General features: G+C 59.6%; 19 protein-coding genes and 6 tRNA genes. 4 read left to right on the top strand and 21 right to left on the bottom strand.

The genetic code is table 11. The features are described 5' to 3' along the window. Window positions 1-120 precede the first annotated feature (120 nt). From I6L47_RS16450 to pncC, 12 genes are all read right to left on the bottom strand, one after another. A tRNA-Arg gene (locus tag I6L47_RS16450) sits at window positions 121-197 on the bottom strand. A 28-nt stretch (window positions 198-225) separates the two neighbouring features. Next, window positions 226-302, bottom strand: a tRNA-Arg gene (locus tag I6L47_RS16445). Between the two features lie 29 nt (window positions 303-331). Next, window positions 332-408, bottom strand: a tRNA-Arg gene (locus tag I6L47_RS16440). 25 nt (window positions 409-433) lie between these two features. After that, window positions 434-510: transfer RNA gene (locus tag I6L47_RS16435), tRNA-Arg, on the bottom strand. Between the two features lie 100 nt (window positions 511-610). Continuing rightward, window positions 611-687: transfer RNA gene (locus I6L47_RS16430), tRNA-Arg, on the bottom strand. 3 nt (window positions 688-690) lie between these two features. Continuing rightward, window positions 691-783 (bottom strand) — tRNA-Ser (locus I6L47_RS16425). Window positions 784-996: 213 nt separating this feature from the next. Then, the gene (gene csrA / locus I6L47_RS16420) at window positions 997-1,185 is read right to left on the bottom strand and encodes a carbon storage regulator CsrA (protein ID WP_158110307.1); all 189 of its coding nucleotides are present in this window, start codon (window positions 1,183-1,185) and stop codon (window positions 997-999) included. 103 nt (window positions 1,186-1,288) lie between these two features. Beyond that, window positions 1,289-2,527, bottom strand: coding sequence for an aspartate kinase (locus tag I6L47_RS16415; protein ID WP_005336054.1), 1,239 nt, complete (start codon window positions 2,525-2,527; stop codon window positions 1,289-1,291). A gap of 16 nt (window positions 2,528-2,543) precedes the next feature. Continuing rightward, on the bottom strand, window positions 2,544-5,168 hold the full coding sequence (gene alaS, locus I6L47_RS16410) for an alanine--tRNA ligase (protein ID WP_040068996.1): 2,625 nt from the start codon (window positions 5,166-5,168) through the stop codon (window positions 2,544-2,546). A gap of 295 nt (window positions 5,169-5,463) precedes the next feature. Next, complete coding sequence (locus I6L47_RS16405; protein WP_216949375.1) at window positions 5,464-5,973, bottom strand: regulatory protein RecX; 510 nt, start codon at window positions 5,971-5,973, stop codon at window positions 5,464-5,466. A gap of 44 nt (window positions 5,974-6,017) precedes the next feature. Then, entirely contained in the window at window positions 6,018-7,082 is a 1,065-nt protein-coding gene (recA, locus tag I6L47_RS16400) for a recombinase RecA (protein WP_040068994.1), read from the bottom strand. An 80-nt stretch (window positions 7,083-7,162) separates the two neighbouring features. Continuing rightward, window positions 7,163-7,654, bottom strand: a complete 492-nt coding sequence (gene pncC, locus I6L47_RS16395) for a nicotinamide-nucleotide amidase (RefSeq protein ID WP_216947897.1) — start codon at window positions 7,652-7,654, stop codon at window positions 7,163-7,165. Between the two features lie 322 nt (window positions 7,655-7,976). On the opposite strand from pncC, the gene mutS reads away from it, so the two are divergent. Then, the gene (gene mutS / locus I6L47_RS16390; RefSeq protein WP_216949374.1) at window positions 7,977-10,496 is read left to right on the top strand and encodes a DNA mismatch repair protein MutS; all 2,520 of its coding nucleotides are present in this window, start codon (window positions 7,977-7,979) and stop codon (window positions 10,494-10,496) included. A 90-nt stretch (window positions 10,497-10,586) separates the two neighbouring features. Here the strand turns inward: mutS and I6L47_RS16385 are convergent, their stop codons facing one another. The 4 genes from I6L47_RS16385 to I6L47_RS16370 form a co-directional block, all read right to left on the bottom strand. After that, window positions 10,587-11,450, bottom strand: coding sequence for a patatin family protein (locus I6L47_RS16385; RefSeq protein WP_216947896.1), 864 nt, complete (start codon window positions 11,448-11,450; stop codon window positions 10,587-10,589). A gap of 277 nt (window positions 11,451-11,727) precedes the next feature. After that, window positions 11,728-12,627, bottom strand: a complete 900-nt coding sequence (locus tag I6L47_RS16380) for a hypothetical protein (protein WP_216947895.1) — start codon at window positions 12,625-12,627, stop codon at window positions 11,728-11,730. A gap of 74 nt (window positions 12,628-12,701) precedes the next feature. Then, window positions 12,702-13,391 (bottom strand): LrgB family protein, encoded by a 690-nt coding sequence (locus I6L47_RS16375; protein WP_041210813.1) that lies wholly within the window; start codon window positions 13,389-13,391, stop codon window positions 12,702-12,704. After that, entirely contained in the window at window positions 13,384-13,785 is a 402-nt protein-coding gene (locus tag I6L47_RS16370; RefSeq protein WP_040069042.1) for a CidA/LrgA family protein, read from the bottom strand. The genes I6L47_RS16375 and I6L47_RS16370 overlap by 8 nt, the downstream gene beginning before the upstream one ends. 134 nt (window positions 13,786-13,919) lie before the next feature. Between I6L47_RS16370 and I6L47_RS16365 the strand changes: the two genes are divergently transcribed. Continuing rightward, window positions 13,920-14,804, top strand: a complete 885-nt coding sequence (locus I6L47_RS16365; protein WP_216947894.1) for a LysR family transcriptional regulator — start codon at window positions 13,920-13,922, stop codon at window positions 14,802-14,804. On the opposite strand, the gene I6L47_RS16360 is transcribed toward I6L47_RS16365, so the two are convergent. From I6L47_RS16360 to ybaK, 3 genes are all read right to left on the bottom strand, one after another. Continuing rightward, the gene (locus I6L47_RS16360; protein ID WP_216947893.1) at window positions 14,798-15,682 is read right to left on the bottom strand and encodes a transporter substrate-binding domain-containing protein; all 885 of its coding nucleotides are present in this window, start codon (window positions 15,680-15,682) and stop codon (window positions 14,798-14,800) included. The genes I6L47_RS16365 and I6L47_RS16360 overlap by 7 nt on opposite strands. Before the next feature lie 111 nt (window positions 15,683-15,793). Beyond that, window positions 15,794-16,585 carry an ABC transporter substrate-binding protein gene (locus I6L47_RS16355; RefSeq protein WP_216947892.1) on the bottom strand — a complete coding sequence of 264 codons (792 nt, stop codon included), beginning with the start codon at window positions 16,583-16,585 and terminating at the stop codon, window positions 15,794-15,796. 116 nt (window positions 16,586-16,701) lie between these two features. Beyond that, the gene (gene ybaK, locus I6L47_RS16350; protein ID WP_113740402.1) at window positions 16,702-17,166 is read right to left on the bottom strand and encodes a Cys-tRNA(Pro) deacylase; all 465 of its coding nucleotides are present in this window, start codon (window positions 17,164-17,166) and stop codon (window positions 16,702-16,704) included. A gap of 284 nt (window positions 17,167-17,450) precedes the next feature. Between ybaK and I6L47_RS16345 the strand changes: the two genes are divergently transcribed. Further along, on the top strand, window positions 17,451-18,482 hold the full coding sequence (locus I6L47_RS16345; RefSeq protein WP_216947891.1) for an IS630 family transposase: 1,032 nt from the start codon (window positions 17,451-17,453) through the stop codon (window positions 18,480-18,482). A 367-nt stretch (window positions 18,483-18,849) separates the two neighbouring features. Here I6L47_RS16345 and metF read toward each other — a convergent pair whose 3' ends face one another. Beyond that, window positions 18,850-19,740: a methylenetetrahydrofolate reductase gene (metF, locus tag I6L47_RS16340; protein ID WP_216947890.1), complete on the bottom strand. Its 891-nt coding sequence runs from the start codon at window positions 19,738-19,740 to the stop codon at window positions 18,850-18,852. Window positions 19,741-20,069: 329 nt separating this feature from the next. Between metF and I6L47_RS16335 the strand changes: the two genes are divergently transcribed. Next, entirely contained in the window at window positions 20,070-20,870 is an 801-nt protein-coding gene (locus I6L47_RS16335; protein ID WP_216947889.1) for a GNAT family N-acetyltransferase, read from the top strand. Between the two features lie 72 nt (window positions 20,871-20,942). Here I6L47_RS16335 and I6L47_RS16330 read toward each other — a convergent pair whose 3' ends face one another. Next, on the bottom strand, window positions 20,943-22,412 hold the full coding sequence (locus tag I6L47_RS16330) for an ABC transporter substrate-binding protein (RefSeq protein WP_216947888.1): 1,470 nt from the start codon (window positions 22,410-22,412) through the stop codon (window positions 20,943-20,945). Between the last annotated feature and the right edge of the window lie 3 nt (window positions 22,413-22,415).

Here is a 22,415-nt window from a genome sequence, read left to right as displayed (position 1 = left end):
GAGGACAAGGACAGACAGGCAGGAGGGTGACCCGGCCGCCACAGCGAACGCGGATCCACACGACAGGGGTAAATGTCGCCCATAAAAAAACAGCCCCGACCGAAGTCGAGGCTGTCTGTATGGTGCGCCCGAGAGGATTCGAACCTCTGACCACCTGGTTCGTAGCCAGGTACTCTATCCAGCTGAGCTACGGGCGCTCATAAACTTTTGGTACTGCTTGAAATATGGTGCGCCCGAGAGGATTCGAACCTCTGACCACCTGGTTCGTAGCCAGGTACTCTATCCAGCTGAGCTACGGGCGCTCACAAACTTTTGTCTACTGCTTGAAAAATGGTGCGCCCGAGAGGATTCGAACCTCTGACCACCTGGTTCGTAGCCAGGTACTCTATCCAGCTGAGCTACGGGCGCTCATAAATCGTTGTGTCGTTTTAAATGGTGCGCCCGAGAGGATTCGAACCTCTGACCACCTGGTTCGTAGCCAGGTACTCTATCCAGCTGAGCTACGGGCGCCCTGTTTTAAAACGATAAAAAAAGCTTACTTATCAGTAAGCCTTTTCCAAAGTGTCGACTTGCTGATGGTCAACACATGACTCTTGCTTGAGTCGTAATATGGTGCGCCCGAGAGGATTCGAACCTCTGACCACCTGGTTCGTAGCCAGGTACTCTATCCAGCTGAGCTACGGGCGCAAATGGCGGAGAAGGGGGGATTCGAACCCCCGATGCGGGTATAAGCCGCATACTCCCTTAGCAGGGGAGCGCCTTCAGCCTCTCGGCCACCTCTCCGTTTGCGGGGCTGATAATACTTCACAGGGATTTTTAGTCAAACACTTTTTTGGAGAAAAAAGTGCGTTCGCTCAGCATTTGGTCAAAGCGTGGAATATTCAAACAATATCAGCACTTATCCCGCAGTTTCGCGCCCTGCAGGGCAATTTCAGGGGGCCGGAAAAACAAAAGGCGACACATGAGGTGTCGCCTTGTCACAGCCATGAAAGTGGCTTAGAAGCTCGGTTGGCCCGGAACTTTCTCGGCCTGGATGCGCTGGTAGATCTCTTCGCGGTGTACGGAGACCTCTTTCGGCGCGTTAACACCGATACGGACCTGGTTGCCTTTAACGCCCAGTACGGTGACAGTCACTTCATCACCAATCATCAGGGTTTCCCCAACACGACGAGTCAAAATAAGCATTCGCTTGCTCCTGTATCCTGTTTTGTTTTTATATCGATATGCGACATTATCTAACAAAGATACCGATATGGTAAATGGTTGAAACTAAATCAATCAGAGATTGTTAGCCCAAGGGCTGCTCTTGCGGTGCCTGATCCAACCCGAAAGCCGCGTGCAGGGCTCGCACCGCCAGCTCCAGATACTTCTCGTCAATCACCACAGAGATTTTGATTTCAGAGGTCGAGATCAACTGCATGTTGATCCCCTCCTCGCCCAATACCTTGAACATGGTGCGCGCAACACCGGGATGGTTCCACATGCCGACACCGACAATGGAGACCTTGGCAATCTCGCCATTTCCCTGCACGCAGGAGGCGCCAAGTTCGGTGGCGGTCTCCTCCAACAGCGCCCGGGCGCGGCGATAATCATCACGATTCACCGTGAAGGTGAAGTCAGCGGTGCCATCTCCCAGGGTGTTCTGCACAATCATGTCGACATCAATGTTGGCGTCGCTGATCGGATTCAGGATCTGCGCGGCAACGGTTGGTCTGTCCGGCACGCCCAGAATGGTCAGGCTGGCCTCGTTGCGGTTAAAAGCGATCCCGGATACCAGGGGAGCTTCCATCCTATCACCTCCATATGTGATTAAGGTTCCCTCTCCATCGATAAAGCTCGACAGCACCCGCAGCGGGACGCGGTACTTGCCCGCAAACTCCACCGAGCGGATCTGCAGCACCTTGGCGCCGAGACTGGCCATCTCCAGCATCTCCTCGAAGGTGATGGTGTCGAGACGACGCGCCTTGGGCTCGATGCGCGGATCCGTGGTGTATACCCCATCCACATCGGTAAAGATCTGGCACTCATCGGCCTTGATGGCCGCCGCCACGGCAACCGCCGTGGTATCCGAACCGCCGCGGCCCAGGGTTGTGATGGCGTTATGCTCGTCACGGCCCTGGAAACCGGCGATCACCACCACCTTGCCCGCAGCCAGTTCGGCATGAACCAGCTCGGTGTCGATGTGGGTGATGCGCGCCTTGCCATAGGCGGAATCGGTATGAATCCGTACCTGATCGCCAGTCATCGAGACCGCCGGGCAACCGCGTTTGTTCAACGCGATGGCAAGCAGCGCTATGGTGACCTGCTCACCGGTGGAGACCAGTACATCCATCTCGCGCCGGTTGGCATCAGGATCCAGTTGCTGGGCCATGCCCAGCAACCGGTTGGTTTCGCCCGACATGGCGGAGACAACCACCACCACGTCGTGTCCCTGGGCGCGGGTCTGCTCGACCCGCTCAGCTACCGCCTCGATCCGCTCCAGTGTGCCGACCGAGGTGCCGCCGTACTTCTGTACATAGAGTGCCACAGATCACCTCGCCCGATTACAGGCGCTCTTCCAGCCAGGAGTGAACGGATTGCAGCGCTGCCGGCACCGCCTCAGGCTGGGTACCACCCGCCTGTGCCATGTCCGGACGGCCACCGCCCTTGCCACCCACCTGCTGGGCAACCAGATTGACCAGCTCACCGGCCTTGACCTTGCCGGTCAGGTCGTTGGTGACACCGGCGATCAGGTTGACCTTGCCGTCGGCACAGGTGGCCAGCAGCACGACACCAGACTTCATCTGGTTCTTCAGCTCGTCCAGCATGCCGCGCAGGGATTTCGGATCGGCCCCTTCCAGCGCTGCAACCAGCACCTTCTGACCGTTGATCTCGATCACCTGACCCAGCAGGTCGTTACCGGCCTGAGCAGCCAGCTTGGCCTTGAGTTGCTCCAGCTCGCGCTCCATCATCTTGGCCTTGTCCAGCATCTGGCGAACCTTGTCGGCGATGCAGAACTGGTCGCCTTTCACCAGGGCAGCAGCCTCTTCGATCTGCTCGCCAACCTGATGCATGAAGTCGATGGCCGCTTTGCCGGTCACCGCTTCGATACGGCGCACGCCAGCTGCGATACCGCTCTCGGCGATGATCTTGAAGAAGCCGATATCACCGGTGCGCTTGGCGTGAGTACCGCCGCACAGCTCGGTGGAGTAGTCGCCCATGCGCACCACGCGCACGTCGTCTTCATATTTTTCACCAAACAGCGCCATGGCACCGGCGGACTTGGCCGCTTCCAGATCCATCAGCTGGGTGGTGATTTCGTGGTTGGCGCGGATCTGGTTGTTGACCAGCTCCTCGACCCGGCGAATGGTCGCCATGGTCAGCCCCTCGAAGTGGGAGAAGTCGAAACGCATGCGCTCGGCCCCAACCAGAGAACCTTTCTGGGTGACATGCTCGCCCAGTGCCTGACGCAGGGCAGCGTGCAGCAGGTGAGTCACGGAGTGGTTCAGGGCGATGGCCTGACGACGGTCAGCATCCACCACGGCTTCCACTTCGGCGCCCTTCTCCAGAGTGCCCAGCTCCATGTAGCCCTTGTGGATGATCGCCTTGCCCGCTTTCAGGGTGTCGGTTACGGCAAAGATGCCGTCGTCCACTTTCAGGGTACCGCTGTCGCCAATCTGGCCGCCGGATTCGGCGTAGAAGGGGGTCTCTTCCAGCACGATGACCGCTTCGTCACCGGCGATCAGACCGCTCACCTCTTCCACACCCTTGTAGATACCAACCACGCGGGTGCGCTCGGTCAGGGTCTTGTAACCGGTGAAGGGGGTCTCGAAGTCGAGCTTGAGCATCTCGTTGTAGTTCACGCCGAAGCTGGAGGCCTCTTTGGCACGAGCACGCTGCTTCTCCATCTCGGCCTTGAAGCCCTCTTCGTCGATGCCGATCTCGCGCTCGCGCACCACGTCAGCAGTCAGGTCGGCCGGGAAGCCGTAAGTGTCATAGAGCTTGAACACCACTTCGCCCGGAATAACCTTGGCATCGCCCAGATTGGCCAGAGCGTCCTCCAGCAGCAGCAGACCGCGATCCAGCGTGCGGACGAACTGCTCCTCTTCGATGCGCAGCACGCGCTCGACCAGCGGCAGCTGGGCGATCAGCTCGGCAGCGACATCCTTCATCTGCACCGCCAGCTCGGCAGCCAGTTTGTAGAAGAAGACGTCGGTGGCACCCAGCTTGCGGCCGTGACGCACGGCGCGGCGGATGATGCGACGCAGCACATAGCCACGACCTTCGTTGGACGGCATCACGCCATCTGCCACCAGGAAGGCGCAGGAGCGGATGTGGTCAGCGATGACGCGCAGGGACTGGTTGCTCAGATCGGTGGTGCCGACAATCTCGGCCGCTTTCTTGATCAGCGCCTGGAAGATGTCGATTTCGTAGTTGGAGTGCACACCCTGCATGATGGCGGAGATACGCTCCAGACCCATGCCGGTATCCACGGACGGACGCGGCAGCGGCTCCATGGTGCCGTCAGCCTGACGGTTGAACTGCATGAACACCACGTTCCAGATCTCGATGAAACGGTCGCCATCCTCTTCCGGTGAGCCGGGACGGCCACCCCAGATGTGATCGCCGTGGTCATAGAAGATCTCGGTGCAGGGACCGCACGGGCCGGTATCGCCCATGGCCCAGAAGTTGTCGGAAGCGTAAGGGGCACCCTTGTTGTCACCGATGCGCACGATGCGATCGGCCGGGACACCGACCTCTTTTTCCCAGATATCGAAAGCTTCATCGTCAGTCGCGTAGACGGTCACCAGCAGGCGCTCTTTCGGCAGCTGCAGCACCTCGGTCAGGAAGCCCCATGCAAACTTGATGGCATCCTGCTTGAAGTAGTCACCGAAGCTGAAGTTACCCAGCATTTCAAAGAAGGTGTGGTGACGAGCGGTATAGCCGACGTTTTCCAGATCGTTGTGCTTACCACCGGCACGCACGCAACGCTGGGAAGTCGTCGCGCGATTGTAGGCACGCTTGTCTGCGCCAAGGAACACGTCCTTGAACTGGTTCATACCCGCGTTGGTAAACAACAGGGTCGGGTCGTTATGCGGTACCAGCGAGCTGGAGGAGACAACCTGGTGCCCCTGGGAACGGAAATACTCGAGAAACGCAGCGCGAATCTCTGACGTGGACATATACATGGAAAATCCTGCTTGATTCGAATACGGACTTTTAACCGCATTAATGTAAGTTTTCTGCGGGGTAAAGTAAAACGGACAGGGCCGCCACGGGCGAAAAAGCGCACATAAATGGGCCAGAAAAGAGCGGCACCGCCTACAGTGGCTTTTTCCACTGTCGAGAGGCAAAAAAGCAGCGCATAAAGAGAGATGAGATGAACAAAAGGCCGCTTTTTCGGGATTGTGCGCGCAAGCTACTGTACGGACAGGAAAAACCTGCCACAAGGAGAGGTGAAACGACGTTTGCCACGCAGTGGCGTTACTCTTCCTGCTCCTGCAGAGCAGAGATGGCGTAACGGGCCTGATCCTGGGTAAAGCCGCGCCCCAGCAGATATTTGAGCCACTTCATCCGCAGCTTGAAATCCGCCAGATCGGCCACCCGGGCGCGCCGTTCGAGCAGGGCAAACGCCAGTTCGAACCAGTCCAGCTCCGGCTGATCGAATGCGGCATCAATCTGCATATCGTCGAGCCCCTTGCGGCGCAGATCGAAGCGGATCTTGATGGGGCCATGCCCCTTGGCTGCACCGGCACGTACAGCCATACCGCCGTAACGTTCGTCATTGACCCAGTTGTAGCCGCGGCAGTAGTCGACCACCGCCTCGATCACCTCTTCATTGAAGCCCTGCTGGCGCAGCCGGTTAGCCAGCTCTGACTCGGCACTCTCGCGACGGGCCAGACTGCGCATGGCAAAGGCGCGGGCGGCGGCCAGCTGCTCTGCAAAGGTCGGTTCGGCAGGCTCGACCGGTTCGGTAACGAATTCATCAACCATCATAAATAACAAGGCCGGGTATCTACCCGGCCTTCCTTTGTTCCTTATTCGAACTCTTGTTCGCTTTCGGCATCGAACTCTTCTGCCTCAACCGGTGCAGCCTTGTCATCGACAGGCACTGCGCCGGAGAGCAGCAGCTCGCGCAGGCGGGCTTCCACTTCGCCAGCCATCACCTTGTTCTCGGCGAACAGCTTCATGACGTTGGCCTTGCCCTGACCGATCTTCTCACCGTTGTAGCTGTACCAGGCACCGGCCTTGTCGATCAGCTTGTGCTTGACGCCGAGATCCACCAGCTCACCCTCTTTGGAGATACCGGCGCCGTAGAAGATCTGGAATTCGGCCTGCTTGAAGGGCGGGGCCACCTTGTTCTTGACCACTTTGACGCGGGTCTCGTTACCGACCACTTCATCACCTTCCTTGATGGCGCCGATACGACGGATATCCAGACGCACGGAGGCGTAGAACTTGAGCGCGTTACCACCAGTGGTGGTCTCCGGGCTACCGAACATGACGCCGATCTTCATCCGGATCTGGTTGATGAAGATGCACAGGCAGTTGGCGTTCTTGATGTTGGCAGTCAGCTTGCGCAGCGCCTGGGACATCAGACGGGCCTGCAGACCAACGTGGGAGTCACCCATCTCCCCTTCGATTTCCGCTTTCGGCGTCAGGGCCGCCACGGAGTCGACGATGATGACGTCAACCGCGTTGGAGCGAACCAGCATGTCGCAGATCTCCAGCGCCTGTTCACCGGTATCCGGTTGAGAGATGAGCAGGTCGTCGACGTTGACACCCAGCTTGGCAGCATAAATAGGATCCAGCGCGTGCTCCGCATCGACGAAGGCACAGGTTTTGCCTTTCTTCTGGGCTTCCGCAATCACCTGCAGGGTGAGGGTGGTTTTACCGGAAGATTCCGGGCCGTAGATCTCGACGATACGGCCACACGGCAGACCGCCAATGCCCAGCGCCACGTCCAGCGAGAGGGAACCGGTAGAGATGGCTTCGATATCCATGGTCTTGCTGTCGCCCAGACGCATGATGGAACCTTTGCCGAACTGCTTTTCAATCTGACCCAGCGCAGCCGCCAGTGCCTTCTGTTTGTTCTGATCCATGCCAATCTCCGCTGGAAATCGTGAGTAAGAAGTGAAGTTGGGCCAAGTATACTGTCTATTCATACAGTATCAAGCCCAATTTATCTGAGCAGGGCCAACAGACCCGACAAGGCCTGTCTCACCGCCTGCTGGCGTACCTGTCGGCGATCCCCGTCGAAGCGGGCGAGCAGAGAGTGGTGACGACCGTTGCAGTCGGCCCAGGCGAACCAGACGGTGCCGACCGGCTTGCCTTCGGTGGCGCCGCCGGGGCCGGCGATGCCACTGATAGCAACGCTGATGGAGGCAGACGAGTGCGCCAGCGCGCCGCGGGCCATCTCCAGCACCACAGCCTCGCTCACTGCACCGTGCTGTTCAAGGCTCTCGCTGCTCACCCCCAACATCTGCTGCTTGGCCTCGTTGGTGTAGGTGACAAAACCACGATCGAACCAGCCGGAGCTGCCCGCGATATCGGTAATAGCCGTAGCCACCCCACCGCCGGTACAGGATTCGGCGGTCGCCGCCAGCCAGCCCCGCTGGCCAAGGGCCCGTCCCAGCTCGATGGCAAGGTGCTCTATCTCTGCATCCAGTTTCATCACGACTCCTTCTGATCCGCTCAAGAGGCACATTATGCGATCCCGCTAGCGCCGCCCGCAACCACGGCAGACCGCCCTTGCCTGCCGCAATGTGAGGTGCCGCACCGGCGTCATGCCTTCAATAGTGCAGAACAACCGCGCCCGGAACACCCGCTCCCCCGTCGCGGCGCTTATGTGTAGAATGGCGCCATCAAGCTCAAGGCTCATCACCGCAGACACTGGCCCGCAGAGGCCCCTTCTGGAACAGAACATGACCGCACAACACCAAGCCAGCGGCGCCACAAGCTCCGCTCCCGGCGCCAATCTGAGCGCCCACACGCCCATGATGCAGCAGTACCTTGGCCTCAAGGCCGAGAACCCGGAGATCCTGCTGTTCTACCGGATGGGCGACTTCTACGAGCTGTTCTATGACGATGCCCGCAAGGCCTCCCAGCTGCTCGATATTTCCCTGACCAAACGCGGCCAGTCGGCGGGCAGCCCCATCCCGATGGCGGGGGTGCCCTATCACGCTATCGAAGGGTATCTGGCCAAGCTGGTGCAGCTCGGCGAATCTGCCGCCATCTGCGAACAGGTGGGGGATCCCGCCACCAGCAAGGGGCCGGTGGAGCGCAAGGTCATTCGCATCATCACCCCGGGCACCGTCTCCGACGAGGCTTTGCTCAGCGAGCGGCAGGACAACCTGATCGCCGCCGTCTACCACGATGGCCGCCGCTTCGGCTATGGCACCATGGACATCGGCTCCGGCCGCTTCTTCATCAACCAGTTCGAGAAAGAAGAGACCCTGCTGGCAGAGCTGCAGCGCACCAATCCGGCCGAGCTGCTCTATCCCGAATCGTTCGAGTTCCTGCACCATATCGAGGGTCGCCGTGGCCTGCGTCGCCGCCCGGAGTGGGAGTTTGAGCTGGGCACCGCCCGCAAGCTGCTCTGCCAGCAATTCGGCACCCAGGATCTGGTGGGCTTTGGCGTCGAGCAGAGCGAGACTGCCCTGTGCGCCGCCGGTTGCCTGATGCAGTACGTCAAAGATACCCAGCGCACCGCCCTGCCCCACATCCGCAACGTGCGCCTCGAACAGCCGGATCACGCCGTCATCATGGATGCCGCCACCCGCCGCAATCTGGAGCTGACCCAGAATCTGGCCGGTGGCTACGAAAATACCCTGGCCGAGGTGCTGGATCGCACCGCCACCCCCATGGGCAGCCGCCTGCTCAAGCGCTGGATCCACCAGCCGATCCGCGATCGGGTGATCCTGAAAGGTCGCCAGAGCACCATCAGGGAGCTCATCGAGCAGAACCTCTACGATGAACTGGGCAGCCTGCTGCGTCAGGTGGGTGATGTGGAGCGGGTGCTGGCCCGTCTCGCCCTGCGCTCGGCCCGCCCGCGCGACCTCACCCGCCTGCGTCAGGCTTTCGCCCAGTTGCCCGAGTTGCAACGCCTGCTGGCGGACAACGAACACGAAGCGGTGCAACAGCTGGCCGAGCGGGCCAGCACCTTCCCCGAGCTGCTCGACCTGCTGGAGCGCGCGGTGATGGAGGTGCCGCCGGTGCTGATCCGCGATGGTGGCGTCATCCGTGACGGCTTCAATCAGGAGCTGGACGAGCTGCGGGATCTGGCCAACGGTGCCACCGCCAGCCTCGCCCGCATCGAGGAGCGGGAGAAGCTGCTGACCGGCATCAACACCCTCAAGGTGGGTTACAACAAGGTGCACGGCTTCTATATCGAGGTGAGCCGCGCCAACAGCCATCTGGTGCCGGCCCACTACATCCGCCGCCAGACCCTCAAGAACAACGAACGCTACATCATCGATGAGCTGAAGAAGTACGAGGACAAGGTACTCACCGCCCAGTCCCAGGCGCTGGCGCTGGAGAAACGGCTCTACGAAGAGCTGCTCGACGCCCTGCTGCCCCACCTCGGCGATCTGCAGGATTCCGCCGCCGCACTGGCGGAGCTGGACGTGCTGGCCAATCTGGCCGAGCGGGCCGAGACCCTCGACTACCGCTGCCCCACCCTCATCGACGAAGATCAGATCATCATCGAAGCGGGCCGCCATCCGGTGGTTGAGCAGGTGATGACAGACCCCTTTATCGCCAACCCTATCCGGTTGGAGCGGGAGCGGCGGATGCTGATCATCACGGGTCCCAACATGGGCGGTAAATCGACCTACATGCGCCAGACCGCGCTGATCGTGCTGCTGGCCCATATCGGCGCCTTCGTGCCCGCCGACAGCGCCCGCATCGGCCCCATCGACCGTATCTTCACCCGCATCGGGGCGTCAGACGATCTCGCCTCCGGCCGCTCCACCTTTATGGTGGAGATGACCGAGACCGCCAACATCCTCAACAACGCCACCGCCCGCAGTCTGGTGCTGATGGACGAGATTGGCCGCGGCACCAGCACCTACGACGGCCTCTCGCTGGCGTGGGCCTGTGCCGAACAGCTGGCGAGCAAGATTGGCGCCTACACCCTGTTTGCCACCCACTACTTCGAGCTGACCCGCTTGCCCGAGCTGATGAGCGGGCTGGCCAACGTCCACCTCGATGCGGTGGAGCACGGCGACACCATCGCCTTTATGCACGCGGTACAGGAAGGGGCGGCCAGCCGCTCCTACGGTCTGCAAGTGGCGGCGTTGGCCGGGGTGCCGAAATCGGTGATCCAGCAGGCCCGTCACAAACTGCATGAGCTGGAGAGCGCCACCCCGGTCGCCGCCGGCGAAGTGCGCCCGGCCCCGGTGGCCCTCGCCCCGCAGCCTCATCCGGTGGTTGAAGAGCTGGAAGCGGTGCGCCCCGACGAATTGACCCCCCGTCAGGCCCTCGACCTGCTCTATCGCCTCAAGCAGCTGCTGTAAGCAGCTGCCGCCGCGCAAGCATGCAAAAGGGGAACCGCGAGGTTCCCCTTTTTATGTTCAGCGCATCATATTCAGCACCCGGCAAACCAGTCAGGCCACCGCCCGCACCTCTCCACGGGCCCGCAACAGACTCTGGCGCCCCTGCCAGTAACCCTGCAGATAGCCGGACTCCAGCTTGACCGGGTCCTGGGTAAAACGGGAGACCATGAAATCGGCTGGTGGCGCGATCACCTCGATCTCGCAATCGGCAGGGGGATTGGCGATGAAATCGAGCGCCCGGTTGTAGGCACGATCCCGCTCCAGCATGGCTTGCGCCAGCGCAGGCTGGGTTTTCAGCAAGGCTTTGACCATCCAGCAGAAACGGGCCGGCTTCTTGCGATATCCCCAGTGCTCCGACAGCACCACCGTCATCCGCCGCGCCCCGCGACGATAAGCCTCGATCACCGGAATGGAGTCGCTGATCCCGCCATCGGCCATGGGGCGACCATCGACGCAGGGGGTATCGTGCTGCACCACCGGCAGGGCGCAGGTAGCGGTCAGCACCTCATCCATGTTGTCGGGCCGCACCGGCAGATAGATGGCCTTGCCGCTCGCCACATCGGTCGCCACCGCGTAGAAGGGAATGTCGCGGGCGCAGAAAGTGTCGAGATCCAGCGGGAAGTGATGGCGACTGGCCTGCCACAGCCAGCCGATGTCCACCAGATCGCCCCCTTTGACGAAACGCAGGGGATCGAGAAACCGGGAGCTGCAAGCCAGCTCGGTGATGATGTGGTGACTGCGGCGCGGCTGCTCGCTCAGATAAGAGACCAAATTGGTGGCACCGGCCGAGACGCCCATGACGAAATCGAACGGGTAGTGGTGACTTTCGACAAACGCATCGAGCACGCCGCTGGCAAAGATGCCGCGCATCGCGCCCCCTTCGACAATCAGGGCGCCAGAGTGGGAATTAAACATAACAAGGCTCCGTCAGCTGTAATACCTGCCGGGATCGATCCCGGCCCAGTGATGGACGCCTTCATGCAGAACATCAAGACGCCGCAGCAGGACGATTCAGGCTCACTCGCACAAGCCAGAAGCGGGCAGGAGCAAACCTGAACCGTGAAGCGCCCCCCAGTATATGCAGCGCACCAACCTTCAAGAAATGAATTTAAATAATAAAAAACATGCCTTTTTGGCATGATTTAGCACATCGGCAGAGAAGGCCCTTTATCCGGTAACAGCGCCATCAGGATCAAGGCAGCCCGGGCCCGAACGTCCCGTCGATGGGGTTGTAGTGGTACGCCCGATAATCAAAGTCCACCTTATCAAGGCGCGGATTGGCCAACTCGAACAACAGGCGCCTGGGGAGCTGCGCCTGCTCGAGGGAAGGTTTGAAGTGGCGCAGCCAGAGCTGTTGCAACGAGCCATCCCGCCACGCCAGCTTGAGGCCGACCGAGAGGCGGCGGATGGCGGCCTGATTATCCTTGTGGGTGTAGAAGAGGTGGAGGAAGGGATAGTGCAGCGCCACTCGCCGATCCACGGTGAGACCGGGCAGATCACTGTGCTGCTCCTGCTCGATAAAGAGCTCGTTGGCCCCGCGGCAGAAGAGATCGATGCGACCGCGCGCCACCAGCTTGAACAGCCGCTCGTAACCGTCGATCTCCTGCACCTTGAATCCCCCATGACGCAGGATCTCCGCATCCTGCCAGCCACGCCCCTGCCCGTGCAGAAATTGCTGCAGCTCGGTCAGGGTATTGATCCTTGCCACCGCGTCGGCCTGCTGCGGACTGACAAAGCAGATGCGATAACCGAGGATGCCCAGCTCCACCGGAAAACGGACGTAATCCAGCGCTCCGCTCTCCGCGGCCGTGCGCAGACTGTCGGCCACAAACAGATTGGGGTATTGCTGAGTCTGCACAATCTGTCGCATCCGGATACGGTTCATCGGCGGCGCGGTTCGCAGCTCGTAGTCACCGAAGCTATCGCGGGTCTTCTCCAGCGCCAGCTGCAACAGATCGCGAAAATAGAGGGTACGCAAGTCCCGATCGCTCTCGGGGCTGATATGAGTGATGACGTCGCTCGCCCGTAGGGGAGTGGCAAGGAGAGAGAGGCTGCACAACAGCAAGCAGGAAGCGAGGCGATGAAAGGTCATACTGCTCATCCCGGAAATACAGGCTCACTAGAGTGTAGCGCCGGGACGAGCCGCCTTCTAAAGGGAAGCCCGGCCTACCAGAACATCCGGCCCAGCAGGGGTGCCAGCAGCACGGTCACCATACCGGCGATCATCATCACCATACTGGAGACCACCCCTTCTTCGTTGCCCATCTGATAGGCCTTGGCGGTACCGGCGCCGTGGGCCGAGGCACCAAAGCCCGCCCCCTTGCCGAGGCGACTGCGAATGGCCAGCACGGTGAGCACGCTCTCCCCCACCGCCATACCAATCACCCCGGTCAGCACCACAAACAGCGCGGTGAGATCGCTCTGACCGCCGATGGCGCGGGTCGCCTCCACCGCAAACGGCGTGGTGATAGAGCGCATCGCCAGACTGCGCTGCAACATGTCGGAGAGATCCAGCCAGCGAGCCAGCAGCACGGTACTCCCCACCGCCATGATGACCGAGGCGACCACCCCCACCGACAGCGATAGCCAGTGGCGGCGAATGAGCTGGCGGTTCTCGTAGACCGGCACCGCGAAGGCGACGGTGGCGGGGCCCAGCAGCCAGAGCAGCCAGTGGGATTCGGCCATGTAATCCTGATAGGGGATGTGGAACAGCAGCACCACGGCCACCAGCAGGGTCGGCGCCAGCAGCAGCGGCATCAGCGGCAGAATGCGCTTTTTGCCATAGAGCCATTTGCTGGCGTAGTAGAAGAGCAGGGTGAGGGCGAAACAGATCAGCCCGAGCAGGGTATCAGACATGACGGCGACTCCGGCGGGCCAGTTTCAGTTCGAGGCGGTAGACCCGATCCACCACCAGCGCGGTAGTACCGAGCACCAGCGTGGTGCTCACCAGCAGCACCACCATGATGCGCCACCCCTCCTGCAGCAGCAGATCCTGATAGTTGACCACCGCAACCACGGCGGGCACGAAGAAGAGCAGCATCTCGGCCAGCAGCCAGCGAGCACCCGCGCTGAACCACTCGGCCTTAACCACCCCGAGCAGGATACAGGCCAGCAGCAACAGCATGCCGGTGAGGTTGGCGGGCAGCGGCAGATGGAGGGTACGCACCGCGGTATCGGCCAGCAGCCAGATGGCTGCCAGCAACACAATCTGGAAGGGAGTCTGTAACCAGCGCAAGCAGAGGGCTTTCATGATCATCGTCTTTCTGTGAACCGGCTCACAGTATAGAGTTGAGCAAAACCTGCCAGAAATGAATTAAAATTATCGAATTCATGCCTCATAGGCATACTTCATCCCGTACCCGCCAACACGAGTCGAGAGAGTCCATGGATATTCGCGCCCTGCGCTATTTTGTCGAACTGGTGCGAGAAAAAAGCTTCACCCGCGCCTCTGAAAAGCTGTTCGTCACCCAGCCCACCATCAGCAAGATGATCCGCAATATCGAAGAGGAGCTGGGCCAACCCCTGCTCAACCGGGAAGGGCGCCGCTTCACCCTGACCGACAGCGGCCTGGTGCTGTTCAACCGGGCCCAGACCATCTTGGCTGAGATGCAACAGCTGGAGGCCGAACTGGCGGATCTGCAGAGCCTGCAACATGGTCGCCTCACCCTCGGCATTCCCCCCATGGTGGGTCACGTCTATGCAGATCTGATCCGCGCCTACCGCACCCGCTATCCCAAGGTGGAGCTGACCCTGGTGGAGTACGGCGGCCGCCGCATTGAACAGGCAGTGCTGGAGGGGGAGCTGGATCTCGCCATCACCATGCTGCCGACCAAAGAAGGGGGCGCCCTCAGCGCGCTGGAGCTGGATCAATACCCAATCCGGGTAGTGCTGCCTGATCAACCGCGCTGGCATGGCGAGGCACCGCTGCGGCTGGAGTCCCTGCAGGAGGAGCCCTTCCTGCTCTATACCCAGGCATTTACCCTGAGCGAGCGGCTGGAGCAGGCGTGTCAGGAGGCGGGCTTTGTGCCGCAGGTGGCAGCGCGCAGCAGCCAGTGGGATTTTCTCACCGCCATGGTACGCAGCGGCATGGGGGTCGCCTTCTTGCCGGAGCCGGTCTGCCACCGGCTGACCCCGGATGGTCTGGTGCTGCGGCCACTGGAGCCCGAATTGAGCTGGCGACTCGGGGTGATTTGGCCGAGCGAGCGCTATCTCTCCCGCACCGCCGAGGCCTGGCTGGCCCTCTGCCGCCAGCGGCAGGCACCTCAGTAATCGCCGAAGCGATCTGTCTGCGGATTGTAGAAGTAGGGCCGGTAATCGAAGCTGATCCCGTCGAGGAAGGGATTATCCAGTCGCAACAGTCGGCGCTGGGAGAGCTTGGCAAAGGCGATGGCCGGGCCAAAGCTCTTGCGCCACAGCGCCTGTAGCGAACCATCCTGCCACGCCAGCTGCAACCCCCGCTCGACCCGCTGCAGCGCCTCGCGATTGTTGGGATTGGTGTAGAAGACCCGGGGCAGCGGGTAGTAGATCAACAGCGCATCATCCACCAGCAGATCCGTCATCTCATTGTGGGTCAGCTGCTCGCTGCGCAGCTCGCTCACCCCACGGCAGAAGAGATCGAAGCGGCCCCGCGCCACCATCTTGAACAGCTTTTCGTACCCCTCCACCTCCACCACCTCCATCCCGGCGTAACGCAAGATATCCACATCCAGCCACCCCTTGCCCTGACCGAAGGTGAACTGGCGCAGCCCCTTGAGGTCAGTCACTTTGCTCACCGCCGCCTTTTGCTGCGGACTGACAAAACAGATGCGGTAGCTGACGATCCCCAGATGGATGGGAAAACGGACATAGGCAAGCCCCAGATCCTCGCGGGTGCTGCTGTAGCTGTCCATCACAAAGAGGTTGGGATAGCTGTCGAGCTGCATGCTGAGCCGCTCGCGCGCCTTGGTCATGGGCGGCGCAGGCTCCAGCAGATAGTCGCCAAACTGGTCGCGGGTCTTGTCGAGGGCGAGCCGCAGCAGCTCCCGATCATAAGTGGTACGCGGATCCCGCTCGCTCTCCGGGCTGATGAAGGTAAACCGGGTGGCCGCCTGTCCGGTCAGCGACAACATGCAGAACAGAGCGACGGCCAGCAGATGCAGGGGTGACATAAACCGCGCCTTGGCTGAAGGGGTACTTTCAGTGTAGCCCTGAGCGTGGCTGCTCGGCCCTGCCACCACCCCACGCTCTCCTCCCCTTTTCGGCCAACTGCATCCATCAGCCTACTCCCCCACCGGAGGTGTGCTTCTGAGCGATGTGGCATAACGCTGATAGGCAGCAGAGTCGCGCACCTGCTCGATAGCATCCCACACCTGCCGGCTTTGTCGGGGATGGGCCTGATAGAAGCGGTGAGAGAAGACCAGATAGTAGGGCTTCTCCACCAGCACCGGCGACAGCCGCTCGATGCGAGTCTGCAACGCGGGATGGGCCGCCAGAATACTGTCGGCCACCTCGGTCTGGATGGCGGTCGCCTGCGCCCGATCCATCACCAGCTTTTTCAACATGATCAGCGGGTCACGGCTGGAGTCATCCACCTCGGCCCCCGCCGCCAGCAACAACTCAACGATGGAAAATCCCGACTGGGCCGCCACCATGCCCTTGACCCTGAGGGTGGTGCCATCCCACTGGCTCTTACCCCCCTTGAGCTGGTAGAGACTGTAGCTCTCGGTCAGCAGCCGCTTGGCAGGGTCGGGTTTGCCCTCACGCATGGGATAGACCCCCACCTTGGTCGCCCGCTCGACGCTGTAACTCATCTTGATGGCCGCATCCATCTGGCCACTGCTCACCCGAGAGAGGCAGCGCTTCCACGGTAGCGGCGTCAGTACGATCTCGGCATCAAGAGCGGTAGCAACCGCCTTGAGGTGATATTGCACAACCCCCTCCCCCGATTGCAGCAGCCAGGGGTAGGAGTCACTGTTTTCAAAGCAGGTACGCAGCGTAAAGGCTGGGGTCGCACTGCCGGTGGCGGGCAGCAGCAACGCAATAAAGAGCAGATAGCGGGCAAATGCGCGCATGGGCCATATCCTTGGCGGCAATTATTCCATCTCCACTATATCAGCCAGGAGTGAGCCAACAAGGATACATCCGGGCCACCACAGGCCCGGAGGGCAGGTTCACACCGTGCCCGGCACTACTCTTCGCCGATGGGAGCGGCGATCCACTTCATCAGCGTCAGCATATCCTGCGGCGCCACGCCGACCGAGAGGCCGCGCTTGCCGCCGCTCACCAGGATCTCGTCAAACTGCAGCGCCGACTCATCGAGCACGGTAGGCAACTGTTTCTTCTGCGCCAGCGGGCTGATGCCACCCACCTTGTAGCCGGTCAGCTTCTCCGCTTCCGCCGGTTTCATCATCTCCACCTTCTTGAGACCGGTCGCCTTGGCCAGCTGTTTCAGACTGCACATGCCGGATGAGGGAACGATGGCCACCACCGCCTGCTTGTCGTGATGGGCGACCAGAGTCTTGAACACCTGCGCCTCCGGCAGCCCGAGCTGGGTCGCGGCATGCTTGCCGAAATCGTCGTGAGCTTCGCATTCGTAGGGGTAGAGCTTGTGGGGAATTTTGAGCTTTTTCAGCAGGTTGATGGCAGGAGTCATGATGGTTGCCTTGAATCGAATCGCATAAAAACAAGGCCAAACAGTCTGCGCCTGCGTGGCGAGGGATGCAAGCCGGAGCGGCTACGTTGAATGTCGGGAAGCAATCGTATCTTTCTCTTCACCCAAACAAGTAGGGCCCCTAAAACCCACTCATCACAATGGCAAGCATCATCTCCTAAATAGCTGTTCCGAATAGTAGATCACAGGAGGAAGGGAACTCAGTCCAGTTTGTGCGATCTCATTAGTCGCCAAACAAAACAAGCCACACCCAAAGGACTGAGTTGATGCCTATCCTACCACCCCTGCCGCGACCACAACGGCGCCGCATTCACAAAATCATCCATGCCACCCGTGATAAAGGACATGCTCGTCGCTTGATGGCCATCTTGCTGTTACATGAAGGCCGCACGATAACTGATGTTCATCACCTTACCGGCGCTGCACGCTCGACAATCGGTCGTTGGCTTCGGTGGTATCGAGATGAAGGCATAGATGCGCTAGAAGCCTTACCGGCTGGCCGTGCCCCGGTCCTACCTGTCGCCAAGATTGTCACCTTACTGGTGCTGCTCATGCAGTTTTCTCCGCAAGATTTTGGTTATCAGCGCAGCCGCTGGTGTACTGAGCTATTGGCCATCAAAATCAATCGGTTAACAGGCCTCAATATGGCAGCCTCCACGCTCCGCCGATGGTTACCTCGTATGGGCATTGTCTGGCGCAGGCCCGTGCCAACCTTGCGGATAAAAGACCAAGCCTATCAGGAGAAAATGGCGAATATCGACGCTGCGCTGGCCCGCTGTGACGCCGATAATCCGGTGTTTTATGAAGATGAAGTCGATATAGACCTCAATCCCAAATTAGGGGGCGACTGGATGTTCAGAGCGCAGCAAAAGCGGGTTGTCGCACCTGGGCAGAACGCGAAACATTACCTGGCAGGCGTTCTCCATGCAGGCAACGGAAGAGTGCTTTACGTCAGTGGGATAAAGAAAAACTCATCCCTGTTTATCGCCATGCTGGAAAAGCTGCGTCGCCACGACCGGCGAGCCAAAACAATCACGCTGATCCTCGATAACTACATCATTCACAAAAGCCAACAGACCGAGCGATGGTTGAAGAAGAACCCCAAGTTCTGCCTGGTGTTCCAGCCAGTTTACAGCCCTTGGGTTAATCACATAGAACGGCTGTGGCACAAGTTACATGAAACCATCACACGCAATCATCAATGCAGAGGAATGGCCAACCTGCAGGCCCGAGTGAAACACTTCATGGATACCGTGTCTCCTTTCCCGGGGAATGGCTATGGCACAGCGAAGGTGTAGCACTATTGGGATCAGTTATTTGGACTGATGACTTAATGACGAGAAACATCCAACACAAACACGTCAGTTAGCCCCAATAACTCTGCGGGGAGTTTTTCTTCAATATCTATTTTCAGCATTTCGGCAGATTCAATTCCGTGCTTCTTTCATCCTGCAACCTCTTCATTCGCACCAAACCAGATAACTAAAAATATTCCTTTAAAAGTCAGCGAGTAATCGCACTGCGTCCGTTTCACACCTTGTCCCATCGGGCTCTCCATTTATTGGGGGGAAAGGTGTAAACCATATTCAGGACGGGACAACAGCCGTAACAAAAAAGCCAATGAGCAACTCATTGGCTTTTTGCTTTTATCGCGGTGAGAACAGGTCAGCCCTTGGGACGAACCCCCAGAGTATGGCAGATGGCATAAGTCAGCTCGGAGCGGTTCAGGGTATAGAAGTGGAAATCCTTCACCCCTTCCTGACTCAGCACGCGCACCTGATCGATGGCGATGCTCGCCCCCACCAGATTGCGGGTCATCTGATCGTTATCCAGCCCCTCGAAACGCTGATGCATCCAACGCGGGATCTTCACGTTGGTAAAACCGGCAAACTTGGCCAGGGTCTGATAGTTGGAGACCGGCAGGATCCCCGGCACGATTTCAGCATCGATGCCGATGGCGGCGCAGCGATCCCGAAAGCGCAAGTAAGTTTCCACATCGAAGAAGAACTGGGTGATAGCACGGTTGGCACCAGAATCGATCTTGCGCTTAAGGTTGAGCAGGTCGGATTGCGCACTCTTGGCCTCCGGGTGACCTTCCGGATAGGCAGCAACCGAGATATCGAAGTCCGCCTCTGACTTGAGCAGAGCAACCAGATCGGTGGCATACATATCCGGCTTCTCCAACCCCTGCGGCAAGTCACCGCGCAGAGCCACAATATGGCGAATGCCGCTGTTCCAGTAATCGCGGGCGATGGTGCGCAATTCGTCGCGGCTGGCATCGATACAGGTCAGGTGAGGCGCCGCAATCAGGCCGGTCCGCTCCTTGATGTCCTTGATCACCTTGTGGGTGCGATCACGGGTGCCGGAGTTGGCGCCATAGGTGACGGAGACGAACTTGGGTTCCAGCACTTTCAGCCGTTCGATGGACTGCCAGAGGGTATTCTCCATCCCTTCACTGTTGGGCGGAAAAAACTCGAAACTGACCGATATATCGCCATTCAAATCTGCCAAGCTCTGGTTGAGCGCCTCAACCTGACGTGCACTGTGAAATCCCATCTGCTTTTCTCCCTGTCCTGCAATCCATCTGTCTACGTCAAAACGGATGTTTGGACGTCTAAACGTCTTTATATTTATGAGCAAAACGACACAAAGTCAACAGGGATTTACCTCACATCCGATCTGACGAACGTCATATTTACAAAATTAACGGTACGTAACCGAAAAGTGCCCATCCCAAAATCGCCCCAGTCGAGTTATGATGGGGGCAGATCGTCCTGGACGTTCTGAATCTGCGTGTGATTGTTTGGCCGGAGGTTTCTCCGGCCCCTTTTCATCTATTTCCCACTCCTGCCGATAACAGAATGAGTCTTTGCAGGAGCACCATCATGGATACCCACCCCGGCTTTGCCACCGACTTGCTGTTCGATCGCTATCAGGGCGAGGTTGTTCAGCACGATCAGTTCTGGGCTGTTCGCACGCCGGATGCTCCCGACTATTACTTCGGCAACTACCTACTGCTCCCCACCCCGCCCAGCGACCGCGACAAAGGCTGGCTGGAAGCCACATTTGATCAGCTGATCGGCCAAGATCCTCGAGTGCGCCATCGCACCTTCCAGTGGCCACTGGCGGCCGGGCAAAACAGCCGGATCGCCGGTTTTGTCGCAACGGGTTACCAATATATGGAGTGCGTGGTGTTGGCGCTGGATGAGCAGAGCTGCCCACCTCTTCACGACGACATGAACAAGGTTGAGGCACGCACCTTCAACACTGCTGATTGGCCTGAGTGGCTCGACTTCGAACTCAATGAACGGGATGAGGGACACTCGGAACAGAGCTATCTTCCCTATCTGCGATCCCGCCAGGCGCTCTATCAGGCCATGATTGCCGATGGTCTCGGGGACTGGTGGGGGGTCTGGCAAGATGGGCAACTGGTCGCCAGCTGTGGTCTCTTCTTTTGCGGCACACTTGGGCGCTTCCAATTGGTACGCACGCACCATGCGTGGCGCAACCAGGGGTTATGCCGCCAGTTGCTGAGTCAAGTGGCTCGCGCAGGATTGTCCCGCGCCAAACAGCTGATCATAGTGGCTGACGAGCACTACCATGCCCAGCGCATTTACCGCTCTCTGGGGTTTGCCCCGGTTGCCCGCATCGGCAGCCTCTGCCGCTGGCCCCACGAAGCACAATAAAGCGATACCTGCTGGCCGCGAGCCATAAAAAACGGGAGGCTGATGCCTCCCGCTCTTATTGATGCAGATGACCTATTGCTGTGGCTGCTGTGGCGCCTCCAGCTCGTTGGAGAGCGCCTGTTCCACCTCATCAGACGGTGCCGGTAATGGTGCAGCGGCGGCTGATGCGGGTTCTGCGGGAGTCACAGCAGGTGACACCACGGCCGATGTTTCACTGGTCGCGGGAGCTGCGGACACCTCAGTCGTCGGCGCTGAAACAGGAGCAGGGGCAACCGCATCACACTGACAATCCGCGCTCTTGGCCTTGTTGCCCTGATGAGGGACATACCAGCCCTTCAAGCCACTTTCCAGTCGATCCGCGGCAGCTTTGGGCTCCATCTTGCCAAGCAGCACAGCCTGACTCACCTCGGCCAGCTCATCCCCCAACTTGGGCGTACCACGGGAGAGGATCTGGGTCGCCACCCGAATGGTCGAGTCACACTGATCGCGCCATTCCATCATCTCTTTGGCCGCCGGATTGGTGACATCGAAAAAGTGGTTGGAGAGGGAGAAGAATCCCGGCAGCGAGTTGGTATAGAGCTCGGCAAATTGCGGCGTCGTCAGCCACTGCAGGAAAGCCATTGCTCCCTCTTTATTCTTACTGGCCGGATTCATCCCCATACCGATATCGGTGTGGTCGGTAAAGAAACAGCCATCACCCTGTTTGGCCACCGGCGGACGCATGACGCCAAAATCGACCTTGCCGGTGAAGGGGGCAATTTCCCAGGACCCCGCCACGTAGAAGGCGGCCTTGCCCGAAGTGAACAGCTCGTTACTGGTCGCATAATCGCGGCTCTCGCCACCTTCACCGAGGTAGGAACGCCAGCGGGCCAGCTCGTCGAACACCTTCACATATTGCGGGTTGTCCAACCGCTCCTGCCCGCCGATCAGTGCCAGACGGCCGTCCTCTCCCTTCCAGTAATTCGGACCAATGTTCTGGAACCCCAGTTCGGAGGCAACCCAGCTCTCGGAACCGCTCATGGCCAGCGGCACATAACGCCCGTCGGCCTTGATCTTGTCCAGCACGGCGAAGAACTGGTCGCGGGTTTGCGGCAAGGTGAGCCCCAACTCACTGAAGATCTTCTTGTTATAGAAGAAGCCATGGATCACCGAGGCCATCGGCACGCAGAAAGTCTGGGCACCGGAATCGGTCTGCCACGGTGACTGGGCAAAACTCGGGAAGTTCTCCATCCCCGCCATTTCGGTCAGCTCGGCCAGATGGCCAGCCTTGAACAGGGCGAGCGAATCATCAAACGGACGACAGGTAATGAGATCCCCCGCCTTGCCCCCTTTCAGGCTCTCCCACAGAGTGGGCATGTAGTTGACGTTCTGCACCGGATGAAAACTCACCTTGATGCCGGGATGCGCCGCTTCAAAGGCCGGGATGATCTTCTGCTCCCACAACGCCTTATCATCGGTTCGCCAGCTTTCAATCACCAGCTCGCTGGCCATCAGCTGGCCACACAACAGGAGACTCAGGGCTCCAATCCACTTTTTAGACATAAG

The organism is Aeromonas sp. FDAARGOS 1417, from assembly GCF_019046985.1.
In the GTDB taxonomy this organism is placed as follows: Bacteria; Pseudomonadota; Gammaproteobacteria; order Enterobacterales; family Aeromonadaceae; genus Aeromonas; species Aeromonas veronii.
The sequence above is the reverse complement of the archived record's forward strand: the minus strand, read 5'-3'. Positions and strand labels throughout refer to the sequence as shown.

Excerpts from the sequence above, each read along its gene's own strand:
- I6L47_RS16375 (WP_041210813.1), bottom strand. The coding sequence starts at position 13,391 with ATGTCTGATACCCTGCTCGGGCTGATCTGTTTCGCCCTCACCCTGCTC.
- I6L47_RS16360 (WP_216947893.1), bottom strand. The coding sequence starts at position 15,682 with ATGTCACCCCTGCATCTGCTGGCCGTCGCTCTGTTCTGCATGTTGTCG.
- ybaK (WP_113740402.1), bottom strand. The coding sequence starts at position 17,166 with ATGACTCCTGCCATCAACCTGCTGAAAAAGCTCAAAATTCCCCACAAG.
- csrA (WP_158110307.1), bottom strand. The coding sequence starts at position 1,185 with ATGCTTATTTTGACTCGTCGTGTTGGGGAAACCCTGATGATTGGTGAT.
- I6L47_RS16345 (WP_216947891.1), top strand. The coding sequence starts at position 17,451 with ATGCCTATCCTACCACCCCTGCCGCGACCACAACGGCGCCGCATTCAC.
- I6L47_RS16355 (WP_216947892.1), bottom strand. The coding sequence starts at position 16,585 with ATGCGCGCATTTGCCCGCTATCTGCTCTTTATTGCGTTGCTGCTGCCC.
- I6L47_RS16385 (WP_216947896.1), bottom strand. The coding sequence starts at position 11,450 with ATGTTTAATTCCCACTCTGGCGCCCTGATTGTCGAAGGGGGCGCGATG.
- I6L47_RS16335 (WP_216947889.1), top strand. The coding sequence starts at position 20,070 with ATGGATACCCACCCCGGCTTTGCCACCGACTTGCTGTTCGATCGCTAT.
- I6L47_RS16330 (WP_216947888.1), bottom strand. The coding sequence starts at position 22,412 with ATGTCTAAAAAGTGGATTGGAGCCCTGAGTCTCCTGTTGTGTGGCCAG.
- metF (WP_216947890.1), bottom strand. The coding sequence starts at position 19,740 with ATGGGATTTCACAGTGCACGTCAGGTTGAGGCGCTCAACCAGAGCTTG.
- I6L47_RS16365 (WP_216947894.1), top strand. The coding sequence starts at position 13,920 with ATGGATATTCGCGCCCTGCGCTATTTTGTCGAACTGGTGCGAGAAAAA.
- I6L47_RS16380 (WP_216947895.1), bottom strand. The coding sequence starts at position 12,627 with ATGACCTTTCATCGCCTCGCTTCCTGCTTGCTGTTGTGCAGCCTCTCT.
- recA (WP_040068994.1), bottom strand. The coding sequence starts at position 7,082 with ATGGATCAGAACAAACAGAAGGCACTGGCGGCTGCGCTGGGTCAGATT.
- alaS (WP_040068996.1), bottom strand. The coding sequence starts at position 5,168 with ATGTATATGTCCACGTCAGAGATTCGCGCTGCGTTTCTCGAGTATTTC.
- mutS (WP_216949374.1), top strand. The coding sequence starts at position 7,977 with ATGATGCAGCAGTACCTTGGCCTCAAGGCCGAGAACCCGGAGATCCTG.
- I6L47_RS16405 (WP_216949375.1), bottom strand. The coding sequence starts at position 5,973 with ATGGTTGATGAATTCGTTACCGAACCGGTCGAGCCTGCCGAACCGACC.
- I6L47_RS16370 (WP_040069042.1), bottom strand. The coding sequence starts at position 13,785 with ATGAAAGCCCTCTGCTTGCGCTGGTTACAGACTCCCTTCCAGATTGTG.
- pncC (WP_216947897.1), bottom strand. The coding sequence starts at position 7,654 with ATGAAACTGGATGCAGAGATAGAGCACCTTGCCATCGAGCTGGGACGG.